Origin of the sequence: Qipengyuania flavescens, from assembly GCF_029688735.1 — a bacterium.
Taxonomy (GTDB): domain Bacteria; phylum Pseudomonadota; class Alphaproteobacteria; order Sphingomonadales; family Sphingomonadaceae; genus Qipengyuania.
Genome location: NZ_JARULD010000007.1, coordinates 1 through 19,519, shown reverse-complemented (window position 1 = coordinate 19,519; position 19,519 = coordinate 1). Strand labels below are relative to the sequence as shown.

Below are 19,519 nucleotides of genomic sequence, written 5' to 3'. Positions count from 1 at the left end.
GATCGATATCAGCAGCTCATAATACGGACGAGAGATAATTAGTAAGGAGATGGAGGATGAAGAAGCTGGCGATTTTTACAGGAGTAGCGGCATTTGCTTTCACCGCCGCATCCGCACAACAAGTAGCCGAAGCTCCCACACCACCACCTCTGGGAACTCAAACAGATGATGGTGGTCGAAATCCTGCCGTCACTTACCTCATGCAAGTCTATAAACTTTCCGAGACAGAAGCAGCAGAAAGGATTGCGCTTCAGGATGAGGTCGGAAAGCTTGCTGAACGATTGAATAATTCAGATGATCCAACGTTTTCCGACATCGAAATACAGCACGAACCTACATTTAAAATCATCGTAAGCTTTGCTGATAAGTCAGATCGAAAAGCTTTTCTCCAGTCGGTTGATCCAAAAATTAGGCGCTATGTTCAAATCAAGCAGGTCAAACGTTCAAAGAGTGCCCGCAAAGGAGAAATGCGGCGACTGGAAGAGAGCCTCAATGGAGGAAAACGTGTTGATGTCAGGGCAGGAGAAGCCCCGTTCGTCGTCACCTATGATAATGACGAAGAAATATTTACGGTCTATGTTCCGACTAATGCCATGCAGGAAGAACTTGCCGCACGGGTTCCAAGTAATATTAAATCCGAAGTGAGGTTCGTGGCAGGGGCTCTTCCTCGCCCGTCACAAAGTGGTCCGGAAGGTGTGCAGCCAGGTGACTGGGCGACCGCTGGATATACCATCTACCCTGCAAAAGACCCAAACTCCCTTCGGTGCACTATAGGATTTTCGGTTCGATACGGACTTGCAAAAAAACCGGCCGTGTTGACGTCGGCACACTGTAATCTTCCCCAGCATCTTTATTATAACAATCACTGGATTACTCTGAAGAGTCCGCTCTTTAAGCGTTGGGATTCATCGCATGATTTTCAGATTCTCGATATAGGGTCGATGAACACCGCGTCGTGGGTATATGCTTGGGAAGCCGAGAACATACCTGAATTTACTAACCCCGAATGGTTTGAGGTTACGGGTATGAACTCGTACGCATCTCAAACTGAAGGCACAGTTGTTTGCAAGTCAGGTGCCAAGACAGGTATCACTTGCGGTCAGATTGTTGATGCTGATTATCCCTATGGTGGAACCTACGGTCAACCGTGGATCAAAGTAAGCAAAACCTATCAGTCTGACATTTCTCAGCCTGGAGATAGTGGTGGCGCTTGGTTCGTATATCCGGGTTCGTCTCAACGAGTAAGAGCTGTGGGCGTGCATACTGCTGGACCTGAAGGCGACGCGGGATTCAACAGCGTCGCTATCTACATGCCAATTGATCGTGTGTTTAAAGCCGCTACCGCCGAGCTGATAACTTCCCCGTGATCGACTGTTAGAAAGCCGCTGCGTGGTTGCGCAGCGGCTTTCGTTCTGGTCTAAATTCACAGCTACGTAGATCGTTCGACGCCGTCTGTCGCTCACCCGAGCGCAACTCGAGCGCGTCGGCCACCTTCTTGCGGTTGGCGATGTAGTTGCCTCATTGTGGCTCGCGCGGCCGATCACGATATAGGTAGTCTTGGCGTCCACCATCATCGCTGGGTGGTCTTCCAGGTAGGTCATCGATCCGTCGGCGGCCGCACCCTAATTGGCTGCAGCGTGTGGCACGGCCTACAATCGCCGAAGGTATCACGAGGTTTCCTTTCGGGATTGGAGATCAACCGTCGAATGACCGATACTGGGTCGTTAGCCGAACGGCAGCTACCCGCTTCGCGTCGACCCAAAGCGGACTGACCGCAAACGGCCCCTAAATTGTCATCTCGGGCGAACCTTCCTAGCCAAACGTCGCAAAGGGTAGACACCCATCGCCTCAATTCCTGAACGAGGACTTGATCTTATGAGATCGCAAGTGACGGCGGACGGCACGACGTTCTGCCTTTTCCATCCACTGGCTAATGGAGAGCCCGCCTTCGGCCAAATCGGCGAGAACCGCGCCCCGTTCTCCAATCGGCATTTCCTGACCGGTCGTCGTGTCGACCGTTGTTTGGCGCTCGATCTCGGCGTTCAGCAACGCACCACCCAGAACGCCATATGCGGACAGAAAAAGCCACATCAGAAAAACTACGATAGCGGACAACGACCCATACGTAGCGTTGTAGTCGCTGACATAAGCTACGTAGAACGAAAATCCAAACGAGACCACGATCCAGAGCAGCGTCGCGGCGATCGCTCCGGGAACGAGCCATAGCCATCGGGCCGGTTCTCGGTCCGGGCCGTAGCGCATAATGAGAGCAAAACCGGCACTCCCAAACAGGATGGATGCGATCCAAGTCAGACACTTGATTGCAAATGCGGCTGCTTCCCCGAGCAGATTACCGGCTTGCATTTGCAACCAGGCGAACATTCCGCTGCTGATTAATCCTGTCAATGCCACGAAAATCGCTGCCAACGTAAGCGCCGCCGCACGAAAATTCAGCGAAATGATGCCCCGTGTCTCGTGCTCTTCGTTGATGATGTTGAGTGCGCCAATCAGCCCGTTGGCGGCACGCATCCCTCCGAATACTGCGAAACCCAACGCAATGGCGAGTGCCAGCCCGGTCACTCCGGCATTCGCCGTGACGACGCTGAGCAACTGATTTTCGATGACCGCCGCCGCTTCGCGCGGGACCAGTTCAATGGACCGCATCTGTCTCTGGACGGTTTCGACGTCCCCAACCAATCCATAGACCATTACGGTCGCGGCGATGAGCGGCGTGAGCGCAAGGAAGGTGAAAAAAGCCACACCAGCGCCCAAAAGAGAAAGGTTGTGAAATCCCCACATAGTCCACACACGCCTAAGAATCTGTTTCCAAGCAGCTTTTGGCATCTGCCAAGGGCTTTTTGCAGTTGCGCCGGGAGCGTGTTTGGGTGATGAACTTGCACCATGGGTGGGATTATCGGCCTCATCTGAGGCTTGCCGACCGCTTGGCGATGATCCGGTTAGTCCTTCGTTATGCACCTTGGGTCGCTTTCTATGGTCGTTGATAATTTGCCTCTTGTTCAAACACCTCCGCGAAAAAATCGTGCCCCGGTTCGGCCTTATGCTGTCTCCATGCTTGCATGCGCGCTCGCTATCGTTGCTAACCCAGCGCTGGCACAGGATGTCGAGCCGACGGGTGGTGATCCTTCAGAGCCTCCCGTTCCAGTTCCTCCTGCCGACGCGGACCTGCCCGAACTTGGCCCCGTAATAACCGATGAGGAATTCGAGGACACGATACCGGAACTGGACCCGCTTTCCGATCCTGAACTCGACTCACCGCTCGAGTCGATCGAGGAATTCGAGCGCCGGATCGCCGCGGCGCAGCCCGATGGCAATCCGGCCGCGGGCGAGGCGCCGCCACTCAACGACCCTGCTCTGGCTGACGGCGAGACGGTCGAAGAAATCGGCGATGCTCCGGTCCGTGATGCCGAACTGGTGGTTCCCCTTCCGCCGCTTGAACAGTTCGAAGTGGAGCCCGTCGAGTTCGCTCAGGACGAGAGCGACGAGGAGGTCGTCGAGATCGCCTACTCGGTTCAGGTGAACGGACTCGATGCGGCCGATGAACAAACGGACACGAGCCTGCGCGGGCAGTTCGATGATTTGTCTGCGCTCGAGGACGGCGACGGCGAAGCAGCAAATGTCGCGCAGGTTTCGGCGAGGCTGACCGAGGACAGCGCCTTGATGCAACGCATCCTCGCCGCGGAGGGTTGGTACGAGGCACGCGCCACGACGCGTGTTGATCGATCGAATGAGCCGGGCGGACAGCCATTGACTGCAGTGATCGATGTCTTGCCGGGACCACGCTATGTTTTCTCCGACATCGTGATTGATGCGCCGCCTACCGAGCCAGCTAACCTCATCCGTGATAATCTGGCACTGCAAGTAGGCGAACCGATTATCGCCACGCGCGTGCAGGGGGCCGAAGCCCAGGTGGCGGTCACTCTTCCGCAAAACGGCTACCCCTTCGCAGAGATCGGCCAGCGCGACATTCTGCTCGATCAGGAAACCGGCGACGGGGTTTATACCTTGCCGGTCACCACCGGACCACGTTCGCGGTTTGGCGAAATCCGCACGACGGGGAATCTGGCCTTCGACGCCGAGCATGTGGAAGTGCTGGCGCGCTTTGAGCGCGGCGAGCTCTACGACAGCCGAATGGTCGACGATTTGCGGCAGGCGCTGGTCGCAACGGGCCTGTTCAATACCGTCTCGGTGCTGCCCGAAGAGAGCGGAGAAGCGGCAGGCGACGGCACCGAATACGCGTCCATCCTCGTCGAGCAGGATGCCGGGCCACCGCGCACCCTGGCCGGAAGTGCGGGCTTTGGGACGGGGCAAGGCTTCAGGATCGAAGGCAGCTGGACTCACCGCAATCTTTTTCCGCCCGAAGGCGCGTTGATTGCCCGCGCGGTGGCGGGGACGCAGGAACAGGGGGCGGGCCTGACATTCCGCCGCTCCAACGCGGGCAGGCGTGATCGCACCTTTCAGGCGTCCGCTGAGGCGCTTCACAGCAACTACGACGCCTACGAGGCGTTTACCGGACGCCTATCCGCGCTGGTGAGCTACGATTCGACCAATATCTGGCAGAAGCCCTTCACCTATGCTTACGGCGCGCAGCTGATCGGCACCAACGAACAGGACTACGACCTAGCTCTCGGAGAACTCGATCGGCGCACCTTCTTCATCGGCGGGCTGATCGGCCAGATCGGAATCGATCGTACCGACAGCCTGCTCGATGCGCGCGAGGGTTTCCGCGTCACCGCGCTGGTCGAACCTGAAGGCTCGCTGGAGGACGGCTTCACGCCCTATGTCCGCGCGCGGGTGGACGGATCGGCCTATTTCTCGCCGACCGACGCGATCACGCTGGCGGGTCGTGTGCGCGTCGGGACCATCCAAGGCATCGAGCGCTTGGATCTCGCGCCCTCGCGCCGATTTTACAGCGGTGGCGGCGGATCGGTGCGCGGCTTCGGTTACCAGCAATTGGGCCCGCGCGTCGTTTATCCCGATCCGGATTTCGAACCCGATCCGGACGAACCGGACGAGGAAGCGCCGCTCATCTACCGGCCGCTTGGCGGGCGCAGTCTCAACGAAGCGGCGGCCGAAGTGCGCTATCGCTTCGGCAATTTTGGCGTCGTCGGTTTCGTCGATGTCGGGCAGGTCTATGAAAGCACCGTGCCCGATTTCAGCGATTTGCGTTTCGGTGCCGGCGTGGGCGGGCGCTACTACACCAATTTCGGCCCGCTACGGCTCGATGTCGCGATGCCGCTCGACCGGCGCGAGGGCGAGAGCAAGTTCGCAGTTTACGTCTCGATCGGGCAGGCGTTCTGATGGCCGAAGACACGCAGATCGAACCGCCCCGCCGCAACCGCGCGCGGATCGTCGCGAAATGGAGCGCGATCGTGGTCGGCGGCTTGGTGCTGCTGGTGGCGGCGCTTCTGATCGGCCTCAACACAGGTCCGGGCAAACGGTTCGTCGCGGACCAGATCGGCGCGCTGGAGTTTGAGAACGGGATGGAAATCGATGTCGGGCGGATCGAGGGTTCGCTCTATGGCGAAATGATCCTGCACGACGTATCGCTATCCGATCCCAAAGGCACCTTCCTGACCTCGCCAGAAATGCGGATGGACTGGCGCCCGTTCGCCTTCATCAACAGCCATATCGATATTCGTTCGCTGACATCGCGGCTGGTAACGCTGCAGCGCCTGCCCGAATTCAACGAGACGCCGCCATCCGAAGATCCGCTGCTGCCCGATTACGACATCGATATCGGCACGCTCCAGATTGACAGCTTCGTCGCCGAAGCGCCGGTCAGCGGCGAGCGCCGGGTGGCGTCGCTCGCGGGCGAGGCGCATATTGCCGACGGTCGCGCGCAGGCCAGATTCGATGCCGCGACCATAGCGGCCCAAGGCCGTGCGGGAGGCGACCGCATCGCGCTGCTGCTCGACGCCCTGCCTGAGGAAAACAAGCTCGATCTCGACCTCGACCTGAATGCACCCGGTGACGGCGTGCTCGCGGCAATGGCAGGCCTGACCGAGCCGGTCCGCATCCGCCTCAATGGCAATGGCAGCTGGGAAGCGTGGAACGGGCGGCTCGACGCCAACCTCGCCGGTAGCGAGTTCGCCCGACTGAAGCTCTCCGCGCGCGAGGGAACTTTCGCCGTACGCGGTCCGACCCGGATTGCGCGGATGTTCGAAGGGCCTACCGCCGCCCTGCTCGGCCCGGTGATGAATATTGACGTGACCGCCACGCTCGACGAACGCCGCGCAACGCTCGCGGGTAATCTCGACAGCGACGCCTTCCGCCTCAACACCAATGGGCTGGTCGATCTTTCGGACAACAGCTTCGAAGATCTCAAGCTCGCGTTCGTGCTGCTGAAACCCTCGGCAATGGCGGAAAACCTGCGCGGCAGAGGGCTGCGCGCGCTGCTCACTCTGAACGGCGAATTCGCCACTCCGCGAGTGCAGTATGCGATCAACGCAAATCGCCTCGTCATGAACGACATGGGGCTGGAAAACCTTCGCGCGAGCGGCGAAGCGACGGTCGACGCCGACCGGATCATGATACCGGTCGAAGCCAGCGTCTCCCGGATCGAGGGTCTCGACACCGTCGCTGGCGGAACCTTGCGCGATGTCCGCCTCGGGGGCGACCTCGCAATCGACGGCTCGCGCATCCTGTCGGACAACATGCGGATCCGTTCGGACCGGATCGATGCCGGGCTGATCCTGCTCGCCGATATCTCCACCGGTCTCTACACGGGCGCGATTGACGGCAGGATCGACAATTACAGGGTGGAAAGCGTCGGCATCTTCAACATCGAGACCAACGTCGATCTCGAATCGCAGGACGGCGGTTTCGCGCTGGCGGGCCGGGTCCGCGCTCGCTCGACCAGCCTGTTCAATGAGAGCGTGCGCAATTTCCTCGGCGGCAATGCCGTTGCCGCAAGCGATGTGCGCTATGGACCGGACGGGGTCATTCGCTTCTCGAACCTTTCGCTGCGTGCTCCCGCCGTGCGCATAACTGGCGGCAATGGCTTCTACGCGCCCGACGGACGGCTCGCGCTCAATGCCGACGGCATCACAGATGCCTATGGCCGGGTCGGGGTGCGGGTGGCGGGGACGCTCACCGATCCCCAAGCCGTGGTCACCGCCGAGCGGCCAGATTTCGGCATCGGCCTCGCCAATTTGCGCGCGGACATCACCGGTACACGGAACGGCTACCGGCTCGATGCCACCGCCGATACCGATTATGGCCCGCTAACCGCAGATGTCGTGCTCGGGACGGGCAATCAGCTGACGCTCGATATCAATAGCGCGAACCTGGCCGGAATAGATTTCTCCGGCTCGCTGTCGCAGACTCCGGCGGGGCCATTCGCTGGCCGGCTCGATGCCAATGGGCGGGGCGTGGCGGGGATAGTGCGTCTCGACGCGGTCGGGCAATATCAGCAAGCGCTGGTCAATCTGCGCGCACGCGACACGGTGCTGCCCGGCCCCGCCAACCTCGCGATCGGTTCGGCAATCGTGGATGCGAGGATAATACTCTACGACCAGCCTTACGTCGTGGCCGATGCGCAACTTGCACAGACGGTCTTCGGCAGTCTCAACCTCAACGCCGCGCGCGCCAAGATCGACTATCGCGACGGCAGCGGCACCGCGAAAGTGCTCGCGGAAGGTGTCAGCGGAGTGCCGTTCCGCGTCGCCGCGAATGCCGAACTCCGGCCCGACCTGTGGCGCGCCGCTCTCAAGGGGCGGGTGCGCGGGATCGACTTTGCGACCACCAGTCCGGCGCGTATCATCCCGCGCACGGGCGAATACGAATTGCTGCCCACGCGGATCGATTTCGGCCGTGGCAATATTCGGCTGGCGGGTACTTACGGCAAAGGCATCAAGCTTCAGAGCCGCCTCGACTCGCTCGATATAGCGATGATCGACGCATTCGTGCCGGGACTTGGCATCAACGGCCGCGCCACCGGCAGTCTCGATTTCAGCCAAGCCAATTCTTCCGCTTTCCCGCGCGCGGACGCACGCTTGCGGATCGCGAATTTCAGTCGCACCACGGCAGTGTCGGTCAGCCAGCCGGTCGATATCAACTTCGTCGGCAAGCTGCTTCCCAACGGCGGCGAGGCACGCGCCGTTATGCGCCGGCGTGGCAGCGTGATCGGGCGAATGACTGCCTCTCTCACTCCGCTGCCGCCCGGCTCGGGCAGCTGGACGACGCGCCTACTGGCGGCGCCGCTCGACGGCGGGATCCGCTACAACGGGCCGGCGGATACGCTGTTCTCCTTTGCCGGCCAGCCCGACCAACGGCTGTCGGGTCCGATCGGTGTGGCGGCGGATTTCTCGGGACGGGTGCAGAGTCCGCAACTGGCCGGCATCGTGCGTGCCAGCAATCTCACCTACGAAAATCAGACCTATGGCACGCGGCTGTCGAACATGGCCATTGCCGGGCGCTTCAGCGGCGATCGGTTCGAGATCGAACGGCTGACCGCGACCGCAGGCGACGGCACCGTCAGTGCGCAGGGCTATGTCAGCCTGGCGGAAGCGAGCGGCTATCCGATGAATGTCGAGGTCGCACTGGACGATGCGCGGCTAGCGCGGAGCGACGCGCTGTCCGCCACGGCGACCGGTAATCTGCGGCTGGCCAAGGCGGCCGGACAGACTGCGCTGCTGTCGGGCGAAATCACCTTGCCCGAAACGCGCTACGAAATCATCCGCCAGGGTTCGGCGCAGGTGCCCGAACTCACCGGCGTGCGCTTCAAGCCCCCGCGCGGACCGAAGCGGATAACGGGCGACGAGCCAGCCGAACCGCAACCCGGCCTGTTCGACCAGCTGCGGCTCGATATCACGCTCAATGCTCCGGAAAGGCTCTATGTTTCGGGTATGGGGCTCGAATCCGAATGGCGGGCCGATATGCGCCTTGGCGGCACCAGTAACGCACCGCGCATCTCGGGCGACGTCGAACTGGTTCGCGGGACGCTTGGTTTCGCCGGTCGCTCGTTCGAACTGAGCGACGGGCGCGTGGACTTCACCGGCGGCACCTCGATCGATCCGGTCATCCGCCTGACGGCCACCGAGGATATCGAGGACGTCACGGTCAACGTGAACATCACCGGCCGGGCCTACGATCCGCAGATTGCGTTTTCGAGCGTACCCGGCCTGCCGCAGGACGAAATCCTGTCGCGCATCCTGTTCGGCAGCTCGATCGGCAACCTCTCGACGATCCAGGCAGTGCAGCTCGCCGCGTCGCTCAACTCGCTGCGCGGCAGCGGCGGCGGTCTCAATCCGCTCGGCAAACTGCGTTCCGCAACCGGAGTTGACCGCCTGCGCATTCTCGGTCCCGACGATACAAGCGGCCGCGGAACCGCCCTCGCTGCGGGACAGTATTTGACCGATGACATCTATATCGAATTCATCACCGATGCGCGGGGTTTCACGGCTACGCAACTCGAAGTGAGCCTGACGCCGTTCCTGTCGATTCTAAGTCAGGCTGGCGGGTCGGGGGCGACCAATATCAACGTGCGCTACCGAAAGAATTATTGATGCGTAATTTAGTAGGCCTGCTCGCACTCTTCGCTGTCTGCGCGTGCAAAAGCGAGCCGACTTTCGACGAGCGCTACGAAGCTGCGCAAGAGCAAATCACGGACAAAGCAGAAGAACTGGATCACGACTTGGACACCCCTTCCGCGGCTGACACTGAAGTAGCAAAGGAAAATAAGTCCAAGAATTAATCTGCAGGAGGCTAACGCGCGAAGTCCGATGGCCGACTTACCGTTCTAAGCGCCATTCGCGGACCGACCGCTTACGGCCCAAAAATGGCTGGCCATCAACGTGCCTTTACAGCAGTTACACTCGGCAGAAGCGGTTAAACCCACAAGCAGCCGTTGCTTCGACATCAAATCGAAATGACAGGACCGGCGGGCGCGCCCTATTTCGCGGCTAGAAGCGTGAGCTTATGGATCTGAGGCGGCTCGGCGAACAAATCTTCCGCCTTTTCCATTAGTGCAGCAGCCACTTTACCGTCGAGATGAGCCTGTCGATCCTCCTCAGTGTCAAAAGTATCGAAGATGGCGTAAGCGCCGGGGCCTTCTTCGATCGCATACCATGTCAGCGTGCCGGGCTCGTCTTGCACGAGCGGGAGTGCCGACTTGAGGAAAGCAGCGATGTCACTCTCCCTGCCGGGTTTGGCCTTCAAAGGCACGTAAAGAGCTAGTTTGGGCATGATCACCTCCTAGATGGTGCGGCCGGGTAAGTCGGCCAACGCTATAACGAACAAGTAGGTCGAAAGAGGCCCGCGTGCCGACCATGCATTTTTGAAAACGGGGGTTCAGTGTCGGCAACCCGCACTGCGCTTAGAACCGGCGCGGAGGTCACTGCAATCACGGACATAAGGGCGATCACATTCAGCGCGATGCCGCAAATGAACGTCCGCTAAGTCCACTCCGCTGCCAAAACCGGTCAGTCCGAAATCGGCCCCATTCGCGCCGGTCAGCAAACCTCCGCAAGATGTGCTCCATCGGTGGTTTCCGAGAAGCGAAAACCCCTTCCCGAAAATCGTTCGATCAGGTTCACTGCGGTGCGGGTATGCTCACTGAGCTTGACTGTGGTGAACGCTCCACGGCCTGCCATTGCGAACGGCAGCAAGAGCTGGTCCTGCAGGTAAGGCCCGGCAAAAGCTTGCGACGCCAGATAGCCCGCCATCCGCTTCGCCGCTGTCTTTGCCAGGCGTTCTGCAGGCACGCCAAGCTTGCCGAAGCCAGACATGACTTCGGTGACATGTTCGAATTCGGCTTCCATGAGCAGGGCATTCCCCGGGCCATTTTCAGCCGGGAGTTGCACGGGCGCGAAGGCTTCGTCCGGCCATTCGGCAAGCACCTTGCGCGCCGCCTTCAGTTCGCGGTCAGCGATATCGAACGGAATTCCGGCAACCAGCGCTTCTACCTTGCCAGCCTTGAATGCGCCGCGCGTTACGCATTCGATCGGACGCAATGGCGCTGGATCGATATCCACGACGATGCGCCCGCCACCGCGCGGGAAGAAACCGTGGCGCTCAAGCGTGATGGAAATCCTTGGACCCATCCGCTCCAGCACCGGCAGCAGCGTCTTTTGCAGGAATTCGAAAGGCGGTGCGGCCATCGCATGCGTCCCGCCCTCGATCACCAGTTTCGACGGCTCATCGGCCAACATCAGCGGTACCAGCACGGTCTGAAGCACCAGCCCGGTCGAACCGGCGGTGCCGACGGCGAAATGATATTCGCCCGGCGTGACGCTGCCGGGCCGAAAGGTCAGTTCGCTGGCACCAACCGTCAACCCGGAGCATTCCGCTCCGCCGATCGCGCAGGCTGCTTCCAGCGCGGTGACATGCTGGCGCATCAGGCCGGGCTTGGCCCTGCCTCCGCGGATGTTGTGGATGGTGAATGGCTCGTTGGTTAGCAGCGACAGGGCTGCGGAATACCGCAACACCTGTCCGCCGCCTTCACCCTCGGAGCCGTCGATCGTGATCATGTTTCAGTCTTTCGGAATTCGGTATTGTCTGGGTCCGGAACAAATATGAGCGGCGTCCAACAATCGGACTGCTTGGTTCCAATCTCGGTTCCGCACTCGCGGCATTCGATGTTGGGGCCGTCGCAGCCGTCCATTCCGCAACAGCCATTTGTGCGGCCACGCTTGCTGGTAATTTTCCCGGTCGCTTCGAAATCTGCTGGGTTGAGCCAATACTGCGGCACAAATTCCAAAGCAGCCGGGTTGCTCGAGTCATGCGAACGCTGGAGCGGTTCGTAAGATTTGAAGCCGCTTCCCTCGGCGCAGACAGGCCGCTGATCGATGAAATCGGGATTCTGAACGCCCGGATCTTTCAGCGATTGAACAGTAACTTCACCGGTCAGCGCACGGCCACAACTGCGACAATGGAACTTGCCCTTCATGCGAACCTCCCAACGGCGGCGTGAAGGGTGTTACCCCTTCACGCACACCACCTGCTTCAAGGTATGGACGATCTCCACCAGATCGGCCTGCGCGGCCATCACGGCTTCGATCGGCTTGTAGGCCTTGGGCGTTTCATCGATCACGCCCTCGTCCTTACGGCATTCGACACCGGCGGTATCGGCGATATGCTCGTCGAGCGTCACCAGCTTCTTCGCCTGCGTGCGGGACATCACGCGCCCCGCCCCGTGCGAGCAGCTGTCAAAGCTCTCGGCATTGCCGAGCCCGCGCACGATGAAGCTCTTCGCCCCCATCGATCCGGGGATGATGCCCATCGTACCCTTCGCCGCCCGCACCGCACCCTTCCGGGTAACGAGCACGTTTTCGCCGAAGTGGTTTTCACGCGTCACATAGTTGTGATGGCAGTTCACCGCTTCGCATTCGGCATCGAACGGTTTGGCGATCTGGCTCCGCAGTGCATCGAGCACATGCATCATCATCACGCGCCGGTTTAGCGCTGCGAAGTCCTGCGCCCATTCGACCGCTTCGACATAATCGTCGAAATGGTCCGTCCCTTCCGGGAAATAGGCGAGGTCCTGATCAGGCAGGTTGATATGCCATTTGCGCATGTCCTGCTTGGCCAGTTCGATGAAGAACGTGCCGATCGCATTGCCAACCCCGCGCGAGCCCGAGTGGAGCATAACCCACACCCGCTGTTCGGTATCGAGGCACAGCTCGATGAAGTGATTGCCGGTTCCCAGCGTCCCCAGATGCACGAGGTTGTTCGTGTTCTTGAGCCGCGGGTACTTGGCGACGATCCGGCCAAACCGTTCGGCGAGCTTTGCCCAGGCATCGACCACGGCCGGAGGCGGATCGCCCCACGAACCCTTGTCGCGCTTGCCGCGCCCGACATCGCGGCCATGCGGCACCGCCGCCTCGATCGCGGAGCGAATACCGGCAAGGTTATCCGGCAGGTCGCTCGCGACGAGCCAGGTGCGCGCGGCCATCATGCCGCAGCCAATGTCGACGCCGACCGCAGCCGGGATCACCGCGCCTTTGGTCGGAATTACTGAGCCGACGGTCGCGCCGATCCCCACATGCACGTCGGGCATGGCCGCAACATGCTTGAAGATGAACGGCATCTTCGCCGCCTTGGTCAGCTGCTCGCGCGCCTTGTCGTCAACGGGAACGCCGCGGGTCCACATCTTGATCGGCGACCCGCCTTCCACGTCCTGATATTCATACGTCGTCTGGGTCATCGCGACCTCCTCATGCTTCTTCATAGGTGCTGGCAACAAGTTTTGGCGAGACTTCTCCGCATGTTGCCATGCAGGGGCGGGTTCGAACCGCCTGGTTACCGATGTAGTCCCGACCGGCATTCGCCAGCGCTGATGTAATTCTGCACTATCGCTTCGCTGCGTGAGCGCGGGGTGCTGGCGGCGAGTGATTGATGAGACGCTTTACTGAGCTACTCCGGTTGCCCGGGGGCGGACTCGGACCGCCGACCTCCTGCTTTCGCAGGCGCTCTACCCATGTAGTCCCACCGGCATCCGCCAGCGTTAATTGATACTCGGTTCACGGCGACGAGGTTTGGGTAAGACGTTGCCCCGAGGGGCGCCGCTCTATCCGCTGAGCTACGGGCCCGCATTTGGTGGACCCGGCGGGATTCGAACCCGCGACCTGCATCGTGCAAGGATGTAGTCCTAACCCGGCATTCGCCGTGAATTTGAAAAACAGTCGAGGCGACGAGAAATGTCGAGACGTCGGCCCTTAAGCTACTACTCCAAGCGGGATTTGAACCCGATCTCTCCAAACCGCTTACGCGACGCTGGAGCGCTTTTCCCGACGGGGCCTTTCATGGTGGAGGATGTAGTCCCAGACTGCATTCGCCACGGCTGCTTTTCAAAGGTTTATTATATTTCGGTCGCGGCGACGAGGGATGGAAAAGACGTGCCCTTTCGGGCCAGTGCTCTACCAGGCTGAGCTACCGCCGGTTTCCCGGCAGGCGGGATTCGAACCCGCGACACCTGCCTCCTGAGTGTAGTCCTTCCCGGCATTCGCCGCGACCTTGTGTGTTCCTTCCTAAATCTGCATTTCGTTGACGATCTCGACCCAATCCTTCGCATCGCCGTTGGCGAAGCGTGCCATTGCGTCGAACACCGCGTCGGTGAAACCACCGACATTCATGATGTCTTTGCGATCCTTGGCCTGCGTCGAGCCATAGGGCTGGATGTCGATGCAGATCAGCTTCGCGCCCGGGTTACGGGCCTTCAGCTTGTTCCACTCCTTCATCGTCGCCGAAGCATCGCCATAGGACCACGGACGCGGCGCATCGAACCAGGACTCATTGTCCGAAACGATGACTACGCAATCGACCATCGCCTTCTCGCGATTCAGCAGGGCAAGCGGGGCCGAGACATTCGTTCCGCCACCGCCGACCCCTGCCAGCTTGGCGGCATTCACCGCCACGCGGGCCTTCGGATCGAGCTTGAGCTTCACCACGTCCACTTCGAACGGCAGCACGCGGGTCTGCGAATTGCTCCGCAGCATCGCGGCTGAAACCAGCGCGGCGATGTCGATGCAGCGCACAACCGAAGTCGCGCCCTTGCGGTAGCCGGTCGCGGGCGAGCCCATCGAGCCCGACACGTCCGGACACACTACGACATTGCCTTCCAGCACCGGGACCTTCGCAAGCGACAGGTCCAGAGCCTTCTCAAGCGCAGCCTGCACCGCCAGCGGGACCCCGTCACCGACTTGGGTCAGTGCAGTCATCAACTGGTAGGGCATCGGCTTCACGCGGGCGATGGCATTGGGATCGGCCAGTCGGGCAGCAACCATCTCGGTCACTCCGTCGATCTGGAACACTCCCTTACGCGCCAGCGTGTTGAGGTTCATCCGCAACGCCTGCCACCCGATGCGCTCCGCCAGCACAGCCCACTGTTTCGCGGTCAGCTCGAAGGCGGTCAGCCATTCAAAGGGCACATCGGGCAGGGGCCGCGAACGGTCCGCCTTCCACGCCTCGAATTCGGCGACCTCCTTTGGCAGCGCCGCGACATCATAGGGCTTGCCGATCAGCCAGCCGTAGAAGGCGCGCCGCTCGGCCGAAGCCGGAGCCGGGTGAACCATCTTGACGATATCGGCCAAGCTCGGATCATTGCCCGTCGCCGCCTGCATCAGCTGGCGGGTCGAGGCATTTTCCAGCCATTCACGCACTAGCCGCTTCGGCCGCGAGCCAAGCGACGTCCGCCCGGTCTGGCCCGACCGCATGATCTGCACAAAGTTGCGGAGCATGCGACCGTTATCGATCACGCGCTTGAACACCGGGACCATCAGGTCCGGATCGGATATCGACAGCACTGCGGTCAGCAATGCTGGCATATCCTTCATCGCGCCCGAATGGCGAGCATAGATCGCGCACTTGGCGACCCATTCGGCGTCCACCGCCCAGGCTGCTTCGAGCACCTTGGCAAGCTGGTCCTGCGCATCGGCGTAGAAACCGTCCGACAAAGTGCCGGTTGCGGCTAGCTGCGCAAGCAGGGCTTCGGGGCCATAGGCATAGGCGTTGCCGCCTGCCTGGTTCACCGTGTCCGTACGCGGCAGGAACTTCGCCAGCGCCGAGGAAAAAAGCGTCTTGTTGGCCATAGTCCAACTCCATCATGAAACTTCATCGGGCTTTGGGCGGCCGGCCGATTCCGGCCGCCCATTTCCCGCATCTCGCCGGGTGTTCGACTTACCCGACGGTTTGGATAGAGCACGAGGCGTGCCAGTTATGAGCCGCTCGCTCCGGATTTCGTATAGTGTGCTGAAATATATAGGATTCTTGAGGCCCAGCCCTCTCAGCAGTACATCGTAAATTTATGAGAGATCTATTCTCTTGTATCGCTTATGATAAAATTTTATCAAAGCGGGCATGAAGCCCATCACTGTAATTGGTTTTCTTGGCTCAACACTCGATGCCGCAAAGTTTGGTCCGTCACGCTGGAGCAAGTGGCGGCCCACGGTCAGCATCTGCATGCAGGAGGACCTGCGGGTGGATCGGTTTGTGCTGATCCACGGCAGCTATCACCGACGCCTCGCCGAATTCGTCATGGAGGATATTCGGGATGTTTCGCCCGAGACCGAAGTCGTCCCCCACGTCATGGATTTCGAAGACGCATGGGACTTCGAGGAGGTTTATGGAAAGCTGCTCGATTTCGCGCGTGAGTTCGAATTCGATCCAGACGCCCATGATTACCTAATACACATAACCACCGGCACGCATGTGGCGCAGATCTGCCTCTTCTTGCTTACAGAGGCGCGCTATCTGCCCGGTAAGCTCTTGCAGACACAGCCTCACAAGGGAGCGCCGCAGCCGATCGGCACTTGGGCCTCGATAGATCTCGACCTTTCCCGCTACGATTCCATCGCCAGTCGCTTTGCCGAGGCGAGCGCGGAAAGCACCAGCTTCCTCAAGAGCGGGATCGAAACCCGCAACGCGGCCTTCAACCGCATGATCGAGGAGATCGAACAGGTCGCTGTCCGCAGCCGCGCGCCGATCCTGCTGATGGGCCCGACCGGCGCAGGCAAAAGCCAGCTCGCGCGCAAGGTCTACGAGCTCAAGAAGCTGCGCCACCAGGTCGAAGGGCCATTCGTGGAGGTCAACTGTGCAACGCTGAAGGGCGACAGCGCCATGTCTGCCCTGTTCGGCCACAAGAAGGGAGCTTTCACGGGTGCGGTGCAGGACCGGCCCGGCCTGCTCAAGAGTGCCGACAATGGCCTCCTGTTCCTCGACGAGATTGGTGAGCTAGGCCTTGACGAACAGGCGATGATCCTGCGCGCGATCGAGGACGGGCGCTTCCTTCCGGTTGGTGCGGACAGCGAGGCCAAGAGCGAGTTCCAACTGATCGCCGGGACCAACCGCAACCTCATGGATGAAGTCGCCGCTGGCAATTTCCGCGAAGACCTGTTCGCACGCCTGAATCTTTGGACTTTCGCGTTGCCCGGGCTCGCCGAGCGGCGCGAAGATATCGAACCCAATCTCGACTACGAACTCGAACGCTTCGCAGAACGCGAAGGCACGCGCGTTACATTCAACAAGGAAGCGCGCGACCGCTATCTCGCTTTTGCCGAGAGCCCGTCCGCACGGTGGCAAGGCAATTTCCGCGACCTCGCCGCCAGCGTAACCCGCATGGCGACACTTTGCCCGACCGGCAGGATCGACCGCGAGGCTGTGGAGTTCGAAACTGGTCGCCTCGCACGGCTCTGGTCAGGCGACAAGGCAGAGATAGGCGTGTTGACTGACTTGCTCGAAAAGGATCGCGTGGAGGCGATCGACCCTTTCGACCGGGTGCAGCTGGAATATGTGGTTGAAGTGTGCCGACGCTCAGCCAGCCTGTCTGACGCAGGACGCACATTGTTTGCTGCTTCTCGCGAACAACGCAAATCGACCAACGACTCTGATCGACTGCGGAAATACCTAGCTAAGTTTGGATTGGATTGGGACATAGTCGCAAGATAGCCGAGTCAGCTATCCGCACTTTCATCGCCAAAACCGGACAGTCCGCTAACGGCCCATCAGTCGCCTTATCTCTTGTCCAGCGGCATCCGAGAGAATCTACTCTGTTAGGGATCCCCTATCGTCCAGTGAGATAGTGCAAAATCATACCTGTATAGGCGTCGATTAAACTTTCATCCGAGGGCCGTAAATCATCCTTGGTCGCCGCTGCCGGCAGCACGATGCGATCGAGAAACGCGATGTTGAGGAAATAGCTCACCATCCGCGCGGCCTCGTGGAGATCCTCACGGACGATCTCGTCGTGATATTTGTCCAACTCTGCGGCCAGCAACTCAATAGCGTCGCGGCCAAGCTTGGATACTAGCGGAACTTCGACATCGGGATTGAGCCGACGATAGGTCAGCAACGCTCGGCGAAGGCCGAGAGTCTCGGTGACCTGGCGATGCGCCCCGCGGATTGATTGTTCTATGGCCCCGCGAAGATCAGGCGCCGCGCTGGGCTCATACTTCTCGCCGTCAATCGTGCCATGCTCGACAAACTCGGCGACGCGCGCCCCGATGCGCTCAACATAGCGATCGAAGAGCGCGGGAAGCAGCGCCTCCTTGTCCTCGAAATGGCTGTAGATCGATCCGACCGCCACCTCACCCTGGCGTGCGATATCGGCGATGCTGATCGCTTCGAATTCCTTGCTTTCGAGCAGCTGTTCGAGCGCAGCGAGGATCTTTTCCCGGGTTCTCGCCGCGCGCTTCTGCTTAACTTTCGCCATCGCACCGCTCCTTTCGCATCGGCACGCATCCCGCAAGCCTCAATTCGATATTGAATTTGAATTCATATTCAGTATTAGGCGGGAGAACCGTTTGCAAGACTGATTCGAAAGGACCCTCCATGACCATGACCACCCCCTGGACGGCTAACGTGGTTGACCCCGCGCAGCCGACCCAACGCCGCACCCCCGTTCCCGCTTGGGCCGAAATCCTGCTGGTGATCGCCACCTTCTGCATCGTGCGCGAAATCCCCGGGATCGAATATACCGGTCCGGTGGCGCTGATCGCATCGGTGCTGGTCATCACCGTCCTTCTCCGGTTGCGTGGGACGGGATGGAGCTCGCTGGGCTTACGCGGGCCGCAAAGCGCACGCGACGTGCTCAAGGGGGCGGGTATGGTGGTTCTCGTTTTTCTCGGCGCGGCGCTGACCAATGCGATCTCGATGGTCGTGCTTGGCTCGCTGCTCGGCGCGGAGGCCGAACGCGAATTTATGGATGTCTCCACCTTTCCAAAATATCTCATGATGATGGGGATCGTATGGACCACCGCTTCCTTCTGCGAGGAAATGGTCTTCCGCGGTTTCCTGATGCACCGTGCAGTGGAAATGCTCGGATCCAGCCGCTTCGCCTGGATCCTCGCCGCAATCTTCCAGGCCGTGCTGTTCGGCCTCGTCCACGCCTATCAGGGGATCGGCGGAATCCTGACCACCGGCCTCATCGGCCTCACTTTCGGGCTGCTTTATCTCGTCGCGCGGCGCAATCTCTGGCCAACGATCATCGGCCACGGGCTGGTCAACACTTTCGGAATCACCGTGCTGCACCTGCAGGCGACCGGCGCGATCAACACCAGCGGCCTCGGCTGAACCAACCCGCATCAAATGCGAAGGATACCCCACTATGAACTGGAAGAAGCCCACTCTTATCGCCCTCTGGTCGCTCGTCGCGCTTGCCTGGCTCGGCGTGGTCGGGATCTATTTCACAGATCCGTCGAAGGCGCTCTGGGTTGGCACCGTCGCCGGTGCGGCCGTCATTTCCGAAATCGCCGTCTGGACCACTGCCGCCATCCTTGGCTTGAGCGTGATTGAAAGCCGTAAGCGCATCTGGGCTCGCATTCGAGCGCCCTTCGGGCCACGGTAACAGCGAAAATTTGAGAGGGTCGCCATTTGGCGAATAGCGACCCTTTCTCCGCTTCGCCGCTCGAAGTTGGGCGCTCTGCCTTCCTACCCGAGGAAAATGACTGCTTAGGCGTAGTTTCAACCAAATGCGGAAGGTCCGCAATCGTTTAGAGTTTCGGACGCCGCGAGGCGTCGGAAAGTCGACGGTGCCCGAACCCGCGGGCCGCACGCGGTGCGCTAT

Annotated in this window: 14 protein-coding genes; 7 read left to right on the top strand and 7 right to left on the bottom strand. The window is 60.4% G+C overall.

The window, feature by feature from the left end:
* Positions 1-56 precede the first annotated feature (56 nt).
* A complete protein-coding gene (locus P8R33_RS14455) occupies positions 57-1,367 on the top strand; it encodes a S1 family peptidase (protein WP_278329682.1) in 1,311 nt (436 codons plus the stop codon).
* A 481-nt stretch (positions 1,368-1,848) separates the two neighbouring features.
* Here P8R33_RS14455 and P8R33_RS14450 read toward each other — a convergent pair whose 3' ends face one another.
* Positions 1,849-2,844, bottom strand: a complete 996-nt coding sequence (locus P8R33_RS14450) for a YihY/virulence factor BrkB family protein (RefSeq protein ID WP_278329681.1) — start codon at positions 2,842-2,844, stop codon at positions 1,849-1,851.
* Positions 2,845-3,069: 225 nt separating this feature from the next.
* Here P8R33_RS14450 and P8R33_RS14445 point away from each other — a divergent pair, with 225 nt between their 5' ends.
* Genes P8R33_RS14445 through P8R33_RS14435 form a run of 3 tightly spaced genes read left to right on the top strand, consistent with a single transcriptional unit; the run spans position 3,070 to position 9,715 of the window.
* Entirely contained in the window at positions 3,070-5,319 is a 2,250-nt protein-coding gene (locus P8R33_RS14445; RefSeq protein ID WP_278329680.1) for an autotransporter assembly complex protein TamA, read from the top strand.
* Positions 5,319-9,527, top strand: coding sequence for a translocation/assembly module TamB domain-containing protein (locus tag P8R33_RS14440; protein WP_278329679.1), 4,209 nt, complete (start codon positions 5,319-5,321; stop codon positions 9,525-9,527). The genes P8R33_RS14445 and P8R33_RS14440 overlap by 1 nt, the downstream gene beginning before the upstream one ends.
* A complete protein-coding gene (locus P8R33_RS14435) occupies positions 9,527-9,715 on the top strand; it encodes a hypothetical protein (RefSeq protein WP_278329678.1) in 189 nt (62 codons plus the stop codon). Before P8R33_RS14440 ends, P8R33_RS14435 begins: the two co-directional genes overlap by 1 nt.
* Positions 9,716-9,912: 197 nt before the next feature.
* Here P8R33_RS14435 and P8R33_RS14430 read toward each other — a convergent pair whose 3' ends face one another.
* The 5 genes from P8R33_RS14430 to P8R33_RS14410 form a co-directional block, all read right to left on the bottom strand.
* Positions 9,913-10,206 (bottom strand): putative quinol monooxygenase, encoded by a 294-nt coding sequence (locus P8R33_RS14430; protein ID WP_160683805.1) that lies wholly within the window; start codon positions 10,204-10,206, stop codon positions 9,913-9,915.
* Between the two features lie 266 nt (positions 10,207-10,472).
* Positions 10,473-11,489 (bottom strand): RNA 3'-terminal phosphate cyclase, encoded by a 1,017-nt coding sequence (gene rtcA, locus P8R33_RS14425; protein WP_278329677.1) that lies wholly within the window; start codon positions 11,487-11,489, stop codon positions 10,473-10,475.
* Complete coding sequence (locus P8R33_RS14420) at positions 11,486-11,908, bottom strand: hypothetical protein (RefSeq protein WP_278329676.1); 423 nt, start codon at positions 11,906-11,908, stop codon at positions 11,486-11,488. The genes rtcA and P8R33_RS14420 overlap by 4 nt, the downstream gene beginning before the upstream one ends.
* 30 nt (positions 11,909-11,938) lie before the next feature.
* Entirely contained in the window at positions 11,939-13,165 is a 1,227-nt protein-coding gene (locus P8R33_RS14415) for an RtcB family protein (RefSeq protein WP_278329675.1), read from the bottom strand.
* An 823-nt stretch (positions 13,166-13,988) separates the two neighbouring features.
* Entirely contained in the window at positions 13,989-15,548 is a 1,560-nt protein-coding gene (locus tag P8R33_RS14410; protein ID WP_278329674.1) for a vWA domain-containing protein, read from the bottom strand.
* Positions 15,549-15,816: 268 nt separating this feature from the next.
* On the opposite strand from P8R33_RS14410, the gene rtcR reads away from it, so the two are divergent.
* The gene (rtcR, locus tag P8R33_RS14405) at positions 15,817-17,403 is read left to right on the top strand and encodes an RNA repair transcriptional activator RtcR (protein ID WP_278329673.1); all 1,587 of its coding nucleotides are present in this window, start codon (positions 15,817-15,819) and stop codon (positions 17,401-17,403) included.
* A gap of 115 nt (positions 17,404-17,518) precedes the next feature.
* On the opposite strand, the gene P8R33_RS14400 is transcribed toward rtcR, so the two are convergent.
* Complete coding sequence (locus tag P8R33_RS14400; RefSeq protein ID WP_278329672.1) at positions 17,519-18,166, bottom strand: TetR/AcrR family transcriptional regulator; 648 nt, start codon at positions 18,164-18,166, stop codon at positions 17,519-17,521.
* A gap of 119 nt (positions 18,167-18,285) precedes the next feature.
* Here P8R33_RS14400 and P8R33_RS14395 point away from each other — a divergent pair, with 119 nt between their 5' ends.
* Together P8R33_RS14395 and P8R33_RS14390 are read left to right on the top strand one after the other, a co-directional pair.
* A complete protein-coding gene (locus P8R33_RS14395; protein ID WP_278329671.1) occupies positions 18,286-19,026 on the top strand; it encodes a CPBP family intramembrane glutamic endopeptidase in 741 nt (246 codons plus the stop codon).
* Between the two features lie 34 nt (positions 19,027-19,060).
* The gene (locus tag P8R33_RS14390) at positions 19,061-19,300 is read left to right on the top strand and encodes a hypothetical protein (protein WP_278329670.1); all 240 of its coding nucleotides are present in this window, start codon (positions 19,061-19,063) and stop codon (positions 19,298-19,300) included.
* Positions 19,301-19,519: the final 219 nt, after the last annotated feature.